Below are 12,471 nucleotides of genomic sequence, written 5' to 3' on the forward strand. Positions count from 1 at the left end.
GTAATAGATCAATGTCTTATTAAATTATCTTCCAGCTCCTCCAAAGTTTGACCTTTGGTTTCTTTAACTTTTGTTTTGATGAATAAAAATCCGCCGAAACAGATAGCGGCGTACAGGTAAAACGGACCGTAAGTACCCAGCACCTTAGCCAGTATCGGGAAAGTGAACACCAGGATAAAGTAGGCGCCCCATAATGATATCACGGCTACAGTTGATGCCTCGCTGCGAATTTTATTCGGGAATATTTCTGAAATTAATACCCAGGTGATGGGCGCTATCGAGATAGCGTAAATGCTTATCGCCAGCAAAACCGATATCGATACCCAAACTGCGGCCGCATGGCTTTGCAGTAAAAACGCTAACGCGATATAGAGGATAGCCAACCCAAGCGAGCCGATCAGCATCAACGGGCGACGTCCCAGTTTATCCACCTGCCAAATCGCCAGCAGTGTAAACAGCAGGTTGACGATACCAATAGATACTGTCTCAAACAACTGCTGGTTCAGACTGGAACCTACCGAAGCAAATATGGTTGAGGTATAATTAAACACCACGTTAATGCCGCAAAACTGTTGGAAAACGGCCAAAGTTATACCCACCAAAACCGCAGGTCGCACTGCCTTTGCAAACACCGCTTTGAAACTTTGCTTAGTGCCACCAGCTAACGATTTTTGAATAGCCTGCATGGTATCATCTGCGAAATTGCCTGAACCTATACGGTTAAGGACTGCCCTTGCTCTATCCGTTTTCCCGGCTTTGGTTAACCAGCGGGGGCTTTCGGGCAGCCAGGTCACGCCCAATAAAAATATAGCTGACGGTATTACGCCCAAACCAAACATCCAGCGCCAGGCATCGGGGCCGGTGTCCGCTAAAAAATAGTTACACAAATTTGTAATCAGAATACCAAGTACTACCGTGAGTTGATTTATGGCGACATTCCGCCCCCGCACCGCAGCCGGCGATATCTCGGCAATGTACATAGGGCAGAGCATCGAAGCCATGCCTACGCCTATACCCGCCGCAAAGCGCATGATCACAAAAAAAACTAAACCTTTTGACAGGGCAATGCCCAATGACGATATAGCGAAGATGAAAGCCGAGACCATTAATCCCGGGCGACGGCCGTAGCGCTCGGAAATATTTCCGGCGATAAGGCATCCTACCATACACCCCAAAGCCAGGGAGCCAGTCAAAAACCCCTCCCACAGCGGGTCGAGCAAAAACTCTTTACGCAAAAACGGCAGTGCGCCCGATATCACCGCAAAATCAAACCCAAACAAATACCCCCCCAGGGCGGATATAAACGAGATGCCGATAATGTAAGTGCCGTTAAACGATGTTGTCTTTTCCATTAATTGATTAATTAGGTTTATAAGGTATCGTGTGGTATCAAACCGAATTTTAAACTGATAAATTCATCATAAACATGGTGTTTCCGTAACAGCGCCGATGGGAACTCAGGCCTGTTCATGCTATCGGGATAATGCTGGCACTCCAGGCACAAGCCCTCAAACGGTTGGCAATAGCGATTATCTAAATTCGGGTGCCTGCTGTTCAGGTAATCGCCGGTGTATAAAAACATACCGGGATAACTGGTATTAACGGTCAGTATGCGGCCAGATGAAGGGTCGATCAATCTGGCTGCAAATCCATCGGCATCCGGTTTATCCTCATTTAATATGTAATAGGAGTTAATGCCTTTAGCGCGGTCCAGTATGATCTTGCCGGCAGGGATAATTTCGCCTGTCGGTATGTAGTCGTCGGTTGCTGCAACAACTTCATCGGCGTTTATTTGCAATTGATGATCCAGAATGGTCAGGTCGCCATTAGACAGATTAAAATAGGCATGATTGGTAAAATTAGCATAGGTATCTTTATCGCTGATGGATTTATAGCTGATGATCAATTCGTTATCAACGGTCCACATATAAGTTACCCGTAAACTTAAATTGCCGGGATAACCGCCCTCGCCGTCATCACTGTGTATTAAAAAGGTAACGCCCTCGCCCTCGTATATCTCAAAACCAAACACCTTGCTATTAAAACCACTTGAGGCACTATGGTTGGAGTTTGCGCCGTCGTTAGCTTCTAATTGATAAGTTTCTCCATGCAGCGTAAAACGCGCATTGCTTATACGGTTGGCGTAGCGACCAATGGTTGACCCAACGTAACAGTTATCGTCCAGATAGCTTTCTAATGCCGGAAAACCGATAATGGTGTTGCCCGGTTTGCCGTGCTTATCCGGAACGTTTATGCTAACAAGTGTAGCCCCATAATTAGTCACCTCGACAAAGGCGCCGCTGCTGTTTGTTAAACTGAACAGAAAAATATCTTTACCCTGCGTGGTTCCCCAGGCTTTATAGGTGACGGTAGTACTCATAATTTGTTTACTCGGCTAGTAAAAGTACGGTTTGCGCCATTGGCAAAAATGGACAAAGTAAACTATTAAATGGACAATATCATCATTTAATAAGATACCATTTCCTTATTTAAGCTCTGGAAATGTACATTTGATACATCGCAAGCCAATTATATTATCAGCACTGATGAACAATATTACCCAAAGCAGGAAGATCAAAGAAGGCTTTGTTGGCCAGCGCATGATTGTACTGCCGCCAAACCTGAAGCGGATAGTAACCAACAACCCGCTGATCCGTAATTTTTATTTGACGGCTATTGGTTATTACCCTAAAGCCACCTATCATGATCGCGAACGCAAGACCGGCAGCAGCCAGTACATCCTTTTATATTGCGTGGATGGCGAAGGCACCGTTTATCTGGGCGAAGATACGTACCTGCTTAAACCTAATACCTATATCATTATCCCCAAAAATGTGGGGCACCGGTACAAAAGCTCAAACAATAATCCCTGGAGCATTTACTGGGTACATTTCAGCGGTTTAAGTGCCGATGCTTTATATGAGCGTTCGGCGGTGCAGGGTTTACCACAGGTACATGCTATTCCATATGATGACAGCCGCATCAGGCTGTTTGAGCAGATTTATAGTATTTTAGAACACAGCTTTCATGAAAAGGAACTGGAGATCACTAACCTGTACTTACAGCATTTTGTTACCTCGCTCATTTATTATAAGGAGCTTGACCCTATGGTTTATGAGACGGATACAGTGAGCCTGTCTATTGCCTACATGAAAAAGCATATCGATAAAAAACTGTTGATTGACGATCTGGCAAAGCAATGCGGCATTTCGGTATCGCATTACTCACGGCTTTTCCATCAACGTACAGGCTCATCGCCCATTAATTATTTTAATTTATTGAAGATACAGGCCTCGTGCCAGCATCTGTATTTTACGGATAGAAGTATTAAAGAGATTGCCATCACGCTGGGATTTGATGACCAGTATTATTTTTCGAGGCTGTTTGCCAAATTGATCGGCATGTCGCCGTTGAAATATCGCAAGACACATAAAAAGTAGCGACAGGTTTCAAATCCATAGCTACTTAAATATTTGTCATTCTGAGCGAAGCGAAGAATGACAAGATGATTATAAGATAGAATCGTCCATCTTTAAGCCAATTTTGTCTATTTTTAGCGCTGATTTTCAGGATAGATTTACACCGTTTTATAAACCTCAAATTTTCCAACACTTTGCGTCTGATGAATTTTAAAAGATTTATACCCGCTGTGGCATGTTTTGTTTTGCTGTCGATGACCGCCGTTGGCCAGAAGCAACTACAGTTACATTATGATAAACCGGCAGCCAACTGGGAGCAAACCTTGCCGCTGGGCAATGGCCGTCTGGGCATGATGCCTACCAGCGGCATCACCGACGATCAGATCACGTTGAACGATATTACCCTATGGTCGGGCTCACCGCAGGATGCTAATAATTACGATGCCTACAAAAAACTGCCTCAGATAAAAGAGCTGTTACTGGCAGGCAAGAACGTTGACGCTCAAACCCTGATCGATAAGGATTTTGTGTGCAAAGGTCCGGGCTCTGGCGGTAAGCAGTGGGGCTGTTTCCAAACTTTGGGTAATCTGAATCTGAAATTTGATTATGGCAATGCCTATGCATCCGCATATACCAATTATTACCGCCGCTTATCATTAAATAAGGCTATCGCGACAGCAACTTATAAATTAGGCAATACAACTTACACCCGCGAGTACTTTACCAGTTTTAGCGGCGATGTGGATGTGGTCCGACTAACTGTGGATAAGCCAGGTAAACTGAACCTGAGTATTGGTATGGATCGCCCGGAGCGCTTTACGACAACCACCAAAGGCAGCATACTGCAAATGGAAGGCCGGCTAAATAACGGAACCGACGGCAACGGCATGCAGTACATCGCCAATGCCAAAGTGAAACAGACCGGCGGTACTTTAACCGCCGAAGGTAATATGTTGGTAGTCAAGCGGGCAACATCGGTTGTCATTTATCTATCAGCTACAACCGATTTTCGGGACCCTGATTTCAAGGCCCTGATGGCGAGAAATCTAAGCGCTGCCATGCAAAAGCCTTACGCCCAACTCAAGCAAGAACATATCGCTAAGTTTCAAAAATCATTTAATCGTGTCAATATTGACCTGGGTAAAGCCAACGATACCGAAACAACCGACCAACGCCTTATCAGCTTTCATAATAATCCTGATGCAGATAAATTACTGCCTGTGCTATTTTATCAGTTTGGCCGCTATTTAAATATTTGCAGTACCCGCGTGGGTCTTTTGCCGCCAAACCTGCAGGGGCTTTGGGCCAATCAAACACAAACGCCCTGGAACGGCGACTACCACCTGGATGTAAATGTGCAGATGAACCAGTTTCCGGTAGAGGTTTCCAATCTGTCAGAATTGAACCTGCCATTGGTTGAGCTGGTACGCGGACTGGTAAAGCCGGGCGAACGCACCGCCAGAGCTTATTACAATGCCGATGGCTGGGTAGCTCACGTCATCACCAATGTTTGGGGCTGGACAGAACCTGGCGAGAGCGCCTCATGGGGTATTACCAAAGCCGGCTCAGGCTGGTTGTGTAGTAATTTGTGGGATCACTACGCGTTTACTAACGACCAGGCTTACCTGAAAAGCATCTACCCCATACTAAAGGGCTCTGCACAATTTTATAACAGCATTTTAGTTAAAGACCCCAAGAGCGGTTATATGGTAACCATACCATCGTCATCGCCGGAGAATAGTTTCATGATGCCCGACGGTAGCGGTCGCCACGCCAGTATCTGTATTGGCGCTACCATAGATAACCAGATCATGCGCGAGCTTTTTGCTAATGTCATCACGGCTTCTGAAACGTTAGGTATTGACCCCGGCTTTCGCACGCAGTTGAAGAAACGTCTTACAGAAATCCCGCCGGCAGGCATCATTAGCAAAGATGGCCGTATACAAGAGTGGCTGGAAGATTACCAGGAAGTTGAACCAACGCATCGCCACATTTCGCACCTATATGGTGTTTACCCCGCGTCAGAGATCACTGCCGATGGCACCCCTAAATTAGCTGAAGCTGCCCGAAAAACTTTGAATGTTCGTGGCGATGACGGACCGAGTTGGTCTATAGCTTATAAATTGTTATTCTGGGCCAGGCTTCATGACGGTAACCGCGCCTTCAAATTATTCCATGAGCTGATGAAACCCGTCACCTCAACAGGAATTAACTACACAGCAGGTGGCGGTATCTACCCTAATATGTTATCTGCGGGTCCGCCGTTTCAAATTGACGGCAACTTTGGTGGCGAGGCCGGTATTGCCGAAATGCTGATACAAAGCCACGAGGGATACATCAACTTGCTGCCTGCCATTCCGGATTGCTGGAAAGCGCAGGGCAGCGTACAAGGCTTAAAAGCACGCGGCAATTTTACAGTCAATTTTGCGTGGAAAAATGGCAAAGTAACCAGTTACCAGATCACATCGCCGCAAGCAAAAAATGTAAAAGTGAAGGTAAATGGTAAATTTGAGATAATTAATAGCCGTAAAAGTTTATCATAATTTTAAAGCAATTGCTTAAATATGCAGGCCGGAAACCGGCAACCAATAACGACAAACCATGAAATTTAAATTATCCTACTTTTTGCTGCCGCTGGTGTTAATGGCGCTAAAAAATAACGCAAACGCACAGTCTGTGGTCATTCCTATTGAAACCGCTAATAATGCATTGGTGCTTCAGGCTAACGACAAGCACGACGTCAACACCGTATACTTTGGCCCCAAACTGGCCGACAGCAAAGAATACAACCATCTGGCTGCTGCTTTTGGCAAAGATAACGACTATACGGGCCAAATGGCTTCGGCGTATACCCCGGCAGGCTCACGCAATTTATTGGAACCGGCCATAGCGGTAACGCATGCCGACGGCAATCAGTCGCTCGATTTGAAATATGTAAGCCATAAGGTTGATAAAGTGACTGATGATGTAAGTTTGCTGACTGTTGTGCTAAAAGACCCGGTGTACAATACCGAAGTTACACTTTACTATACGTCATACTTTAAAGATGATGTAATTGAGCAATGGAGCACTATCCGTAATGGCGAAAAAGGGACTATCACCTTAAATAAGTTTGCATCGGCAAATCTGTATCTGAAAGCCGGTTCTTTCTGGCTAACCCAATATCATGGCGACTGGGCTAAAGAAATGCGCCCCGAAACGTCGCAGCTTACGCACGGTATAAAAACGCTGGACAGCAAGTTAGGCACCCGTGCCGACCTATTCCAGCCGCCAGTATTTATGGTGTCGATGGATAAGCCGGCAACTGAAGATGATGGGACGGTTTTATACGGCTCGATAGAGTGGAGTGGCAACTACCGCACCGACCTGGAGGTTGACCCCGAGAACAACCTGCGTATAATATCGGGCATCAATAACTATGCATCAGCTTACCAATTGAAAGCCAACGAGAGCTTTACTACCCCGGCATTTTTGTCGGTATTATCAAGGAATGGCAAAGGCGAGGCCAGCCGTAAGTTACAACACTGGGCGCGTACCTATAAAGTACTGGACGGAAACGGCAACCGTTTAACGTTGCTGAATAACTGGGAGAGCACCTATTTTGATTTTGACGAAACCAAGCTGGCTGCTTTGTTAAAAGACACCAAAAAACTTGGCGTGGATATGTTTTTACTGGACGATGGCTGGTTTGGCAACAAATACCCGCGCAACGGCGACCACTCGGGCCTGGGCGATTGGCAGGAAACCAAAACCAAACTGCCAAATGGCATTGCCGCTTTGGTTAAAGGCGCCGGCGATAATGGCGTAAAATTCGGCATCTGGGTAGAGCCCGAGATGGTGAATCCTAAGAGTGAACTGTATGAGAAACATCCGGACTGGGTAATTAAACAACCTAAACGCGATGAATATTATTTCCGTAATCAGCTCGTGCTTGATCTGAGCAATCCGCAAGTACAGGATTTTGTATTTGGTATTGTTGACGGCTTGTTTACCAAAAACCCCGACCTGGCTTATATAAAGTGGGATTGCAATGCAGTGATCTACAATGCTTACTCGGCGCATTTAAAACATCAATCGCAGTTTTATGTAGATTATGTGGAGGGATTGTACAAGGTGCTGTCGCGCATTCGCGCTAAATACGCTAAGGTGCCCATGATGCTATGCTCGGGCGGTGGCGGCCGTGTAGACTACAACGCATTGCAATATTTTACCGAGTTTTGGCCAAGTGATAATACCGACCCGCTGGAACGCGTGTTTATCCAGTGGGAATACTCTTATTTCTACCCGGCTATCACCAGTTCAAACCATGTTACCGACTGGAGCAAGCTGCCTATCAAATACCGTGTTGATGTTGCCTCTATGGGGAAACTGGGCTTCGATATTGTGATCAGTAAACTGCCCGAGAACGATTTGAAGTTTGTGCAGGACGCGGTTAAAAACTTTAACGGATTTAAAGACATCGTTTGGCATGGCGACCAATACCGCCTGCTCGACCCGCGCGAAAATCCCGTAGCCTCGGTAGCTTATGTAAATGCGGCCAGGACATCGGCAGTTATGTTTAATTACCTGGTAAATTATCGCTATGACGAAGGCAGCAAACAGCCTATCCGCCTTAAAGGCCTTGACCCGGCTAAACAGTATAAAATCAAAGAAACTAATTTATATCCCGGCTCACGTCCCGGCATAAATGAGAGCCAAACTTATAGCGGCGATTTCCTGATGAAGATCGGTATTAATCCGCACGTAAACTCGGGGCGTAGCAGTGTCGTATTGCTGATTGACGCGGAATAAACTGTTTTGTTTTACCCGGGTGTGAAACAAAGGGGACATGAAAAAGATACCCCAGTCTTTTCTATGCAATTCGTTACGCTGCCGGAAGTGTATTCTTTGTAGAGACGCAATGCATCGCGTCTCTACACACTGTATGTTACCGCAAACTCTCCACCGTATAAACAAAGCTATCGGCTTTATAAAAGCCCAGGTTGTACTCGATGGGCCTTTCGCCGTGGTCGTACACAAAACGTTTTCTGAAGAGCACCGGGCTGCCCAGCGGGATTTGTAGCTTTTCGGCAATAAAGCTGTCGGCGGCAATGGCGCTAATCTCTTCTTTGGACAGCGTGGCAATGACCGAATGCTCTTGTTCCAGCATTTCGTACAACGGCTGGGTGAAATTCTCATCGCCGGTTAGGCCGACGCGAGGGTGAAAGTAAGATACAAAGTAAACAAATGGCCCCTCGGGTTTGCCGCGCAGCTTTTCCATTTTAAGCACCTGGCGTTCGGGTTTGATCTCGAAGAAATCACTCACCTCATCATCGGGTGACACCCACGCAATATTAGTTTCAAAATTTTTGATGGTGATGCCGCGCAACTTCATTTCCTGCGAAAAGCTGAGCCAGTTGTTTGATCGCGAGCTTACCACACTTTTAGCTACCTTAGTACCTGTACGTTTGCGGCGAACCAGCAATCCCTCAAAAACGAGTTTATTAATAGCCTGGCGCAGAGTTGAACGGGATATGGCTAGTTGCTTGGCTAATTCGATCTCGTTCGGGAATACTTTACCGTTTTGATATTCTTCTTCCCCGATCATTTGGCGCAACAGCATCTCGGCCTGCGAATGCAGGGGGACCGGGCTTTTATGATCGATGGAGTAACGCATATATATCTGCAATTATAAGTTTTTTACAGACTTGATGGTTACGATAATAAATTTATATGTTTGTACATAACATCATATAAGCCGACTTGTTGAAATTTTCAGGGCATAAAAAATATCACCCGGAAAAAAACAATTAGTCGATATGTACATACATTACAACATTTAAAATGAATAATACTTCTGCCGCCTCTTCATACGAAACACAAGCCCATTTGGAACAATTGCGTAAAACCACGCAGTATTTAATGCCGGACAAGCTGAATGATTTTAACGATGGCGAGGTTTACAACATCTACCCGGTAACCGAATTGGCCGACGGCAAAATTTTTAACGGTTATGCGGCATTGGCTCAATACATTGCTGAACAAAAAACGGTGGTAATAGACGGATATGCCGGTGTTTGGTGGGGGCTGGTAAAAAATTCGTTAAAGGCCGAACTGGAAAAAACCGGCCTTACGGTTAACTTTATTGAAACGTCTAAGTATCTCAAACCATCTGCAGAAATAGAAAACATGGTACAGCCTTTCCTGGGCACACCATCATCAGTATGGGGTGCCAAATGTACCTTGCAGCTACAAGACGTATTCAACTATAATGAATTAAAAAATAATGGTCCTGATAAAGCCTTTGATATTAACATTATTATTGGCACTGGTGCTGCCTTAGCCGATTGGGACGCTGCTTTGGTTTATATCGATGTGCCTAAAAACGAGATACAGTTCAGGATGCGTGCGGGCTCCGTTACTAACTTAGGCAGCCAGCAAATACAGGAACCTGCGCGGATGTACAAGCGCTTTTATTTTGTTGACTGGGTACTGTGCAGCGCGCATAAAAAAGCCATTCTTGATAAAATTGATGTCATAGCCGACGGGCAATGGCCTGATACCATAACCTGGATGCATAAAGCCGATTTTATCGCAGGATTGAACCAAATGGGTAAGTCGGTTATCCGTGTTCGGCCCTGGTTTGAGCCAGGGGCCTGGGGTGGGCAGTGGATAAAAGAGCGCATTCCCGGATTAAATAAAGATGCCATTAATTACGCATGGTCGTTCGAGCTGATCGTACCCGAAAACGGCATCGTATTTAAAAGCGGTGACAACGTGCTGGAGGTTTCTTTTGATTTCCTGATGTTCCATAACAACCGCCAGGTGCTGGGTAAACATGCCGATAGGTTTGGCGACGAGTTTCCCATCCGTTTTGACTTTTTGGACACTTACGATGGCGGTAATCTGTCCATTCAATGTCACCCGCATTTAAAATACATTCAGGATAATTTCGGCGAGACGATCACGCAGGACGAAACTTACTACATTCTTGATTGCAAGCCTGGTAATGCCACCGTCTATCTTGGTTTTCAGGAAGATATCAATTCTCAGAAATTTAAAGAAGCGCTCATTGGCAGCCAAAAAAATAACGTCGAACTTCAAATTACCGATTATGTACAAGCGCATACCGCCAAAAAACACGACCTGTTCCTGATTCCTAACGGTACCATCCATAGTGCCGGTGCTAACAACCTGGTTTTAGAGATCAGCGCGACACCCTATATCTTTACTTTTAAAATGTACGACTGGCTGCGTCTGGATCTGGACGGAAATCCACGCCCTATTAATATCGACCACGCCTTTAACAATTTGGTGTTTGATCGTAAGGGCGATAAGGTGCAGCAGGAGCTGATATCTAAACCAGCTGTAATTGAACAAGGTGACGGCTATGAACTGATTCATCTGCCTACGCATGCCGAACATTTTTATGATGTGCATCGCCTTGATTTCGACAATAAAGTGAATGTAACCACTGGTAGCAGCTGCCACGTAATGATGTTGGTTGAAGGCGAATCGGTTTTATTAGAAACGGCTGACGGTACCAAACATGCCTTTGCCTACGCCGAAACATTTGTGATACCGGAGGCCGCGAAAAGCTATACCCTTACCAATTTGGGCAAAAGCAAGGCACGCGTTATAAAAGCATTTTTAAAAGACATATAGCAATGACCACAACAAAACAAAGCAGCACTTACCTGTACCTGGTATGCCTGGTAGCCGCCCTGGGGGGCTTTTTATTTGGTTTCGACACGGCCGTAATTTCCGGCACTGTGAGTTTAGTAAAAAAAGATTTTAATCTGGATGTAGTAAACGAGGGCTGGTTTGTGAGTTGTGCTTTGCTGGGCTGCATTATTGGTGTAAGCATATCCGGAAAGCTGAGCGATAAGTATGGTAGAAAGCTCATTATGATTCTGTCAGCGGTATTGTTTCTGGCCTCGGCGATAGGTTGTACGTTCGTAAGTTCGTTTTCGCAACTGATCATTTTCCGTTTGATAGGCGGCCTGGGGATCGGTGTCGCGTCCATGGTATCGCCGCTTTATATTTCAGAGTTTTCTCCATCACGCTACCGCGGGATGATGGTCTCGCTGTATCAGTTAGCACTGACTATTGGTATAGTGATCTCTTATTTCAGCAATGCCTACCTGGCGGCCCATGCGGGCGACGCCTTTAGCAGTGCGGGTATGCAAAAAATGTTTGGCACCGAAGTATGGCGCGCCATGTTGGGCTTGGGCATTTTCCCTTCGGGTATATTTTTATTATCGCTGTTCCTCGTGCCCGAGTCGCCGCGCTGGCTGCTGCTGCATGGACAGGAAGCAAAGGCAAAAGATATACTTATAAAAGTTGATGGAGCCGAGGCTGCCAAACGCGAAATAGCCGCAGTAAAAGAAACTAAAAATACAGAAACCACCGGATTGAAAGAACTATTTAAGCCCGTTTACCGCCGCGCTTTGTGGATTGGATTGCTGTTGCCTTTCCTGTCGCAGGTTTGCGGCATCAATGCGGTGATTTACTACGGCCCTAAGATACTGGAACAAGCCGGCTTTACGCTGAACAGCGCCCTGGGCGGTCAGGTAACCATCGGTTTGGTAAATGTGGTATTTACCTTTGTTGCCATTTTTACAGTTGATAAATGGGGCCGTCGCCCGCTGCTATTTGTGGGAATAGGTGGGGCGGTATTTGCCTTACTGGTGATTGGCATTTTGTTTGCCGCGGGTGTAACTACCGGGCCGTGGATATTGATATTTATTTTGTTGTTTATTTCGTGCTTTGCCTTTTCATTTGGACCGGTTTGTTGGGTGGTTATCGGCGAAATATTCCCGAATGCCATTCGCGGCAAGGCTATGGCTTTGGCGACGCTTTCATTATGGGTTGCCAACTTTTTGGTTGGGCAATTAACACCGTTAATGCTCGAAGATCTTGGTTCGTCAGTAACCTTTTGGTTGTTTGCTATTTGCTGCTCGCCGGCTTTATGGATCACCTGGAAACTGATACCCGAAACCAAAGGCCGATCATTGGAAAATATCGACAATTACTGGAAAGAAACTTATAACGCTGCTCAATAAATATTACC

Annotated in this window: 8 protein-coding genes; 5 read left to right on the top strand and 3 right to left on the bottom strand. The window is 45.7% G+C overall.

The window, feature by feature from the left end:
- Positions 1-8: 8 nt before the first annotated feature.
- The gene (locus ABD772_RS13630) at positions 9-1,352 is read right to left on the bottom strand and encodes a sugar porter family MFS transporter (RefSeq protein ID WP_345105408.1); all 1,344 of its coding nucleotides are present in this window, start codon (positions 1,350-1,352) and stop codon (positions 9-11) included.
- Positions 1,353-1,369: 17 nt separating this feature from the next.
- Positions 1,370-2,380: an aldose epimerase family protein gene (locus ABD772_RS13635; protein ID WP_345105410.1), complete on the bottom strand. Its 1,011-nt coding sequence runs from the start codon at positions 2,378-2,380 to the stop codon at positions 1,370-1,372.
- A gap of 166 nt (positions 2,381-2,546) precedes the next feature.
- Here ABD772_RS13635 and ABD772_RS13640 point away from each other — a divergent pair, with 166 nt between their 5' ends.
- From ABD772_RS13640 to ABD772_RS13650, 3 genes are all read left to right on the top strand, one after another.
- The gene (locus ABD772_RS13640) at positions 2,547-3,440 is read left to right on the top strand and encodes an AraC family transcriptional regulator (RefSeq protein WP_345105413.1); all 894 of its coding nucleotides are present in this window, start codon (positions 2,547-2,549) and stop codon (positions 3,438-3,440) included.
- Between the two features lie 182 nt (positions 3,441-3,622).
- Entirely contained in the window at positions 3,623-5,962 is a 2,340-nt protein-coding gene (locus tag ABD772_RS13645) for a glycoside hydrolase family 95 protein (protein ID WP_345105416.1), read from the top strand.
- A 58-nt stretch (positions 5,963-6,020) separates the two neighbouring features.
- The gene (locus tag ABD772_RS13650; RefSeq protein WP_345105419.1) at positions 6,021-8,210 is read left to right on the top strand and encodes an alpha-galactosidase; all 2,190 of its coding nucleotides are present in this window, start codon (positions 6,021-6,023) and stop codon (positions 8,208-8,210) included.
- A 136-nt stretch (positions 8,211-8,346) separates the two neighbouring features.
- Here the strand turns inward: ABD772_RS13650 and ABD772_RS13655 are convergent, their stop codons facing one another.
- On the bottom strand, positions 8,347-9,075 hold the full coding sequence (locus ABD772_RS13655) for a GntR family transcriptional regulator (protein WP_345105422.1): 729 nt from the start codon (positions 9,073-9,075) through the stop codon (positions 8,347-8,349).
- A 167-nt stretch (positions 9,076-9,242) separates the two neighbouring features.
- On the opposite strand from ABD772_RS13655, the gene ABD772_RS13660 reads away from it, so the two are divergent.
- Together ABD772_RS13660 and ABD772_RS13665 are read left to right on the top strand one after the other, a co-directional pair.
- Complete coding sequence (locus ABD772_RS13660; protein ID WP_345105424.1) at positions 9,243-11,063, top strand: class I mannose-6-phosphate isomerase; 1,821 nt, start codon at positions 9,243-9,245, stop codon at positions 11,061-11,063.
- Positions 11,064-11,065: 2 nt separating this feature from the next.
- Positions 11,066-12,463, top strand: coding sequence for a sugar porter family MFS transporter (locus ABD772_RS13665; RefSeq protein WP_345105428.1), 1,398 nt, complete (start codon positions 11,066-11,068; stop codon positions 12,461-12,463).
- Positions 12,464-12,471: the final 8 nt, after the last annotated feature.

Origin of the sequence: Mucilaginibacter panaciglaebae (assembly GCF_039539265.1) — a bacterium.
In the GTDB taxonomy this organism is placed as follows: Bacteria; Bacteroidota; Bacteroidia; order Sphingobacteriales; family Sphingobacteriaceae; genus Mucilaginibacter; species Mucilaginibacter panaciglaebae.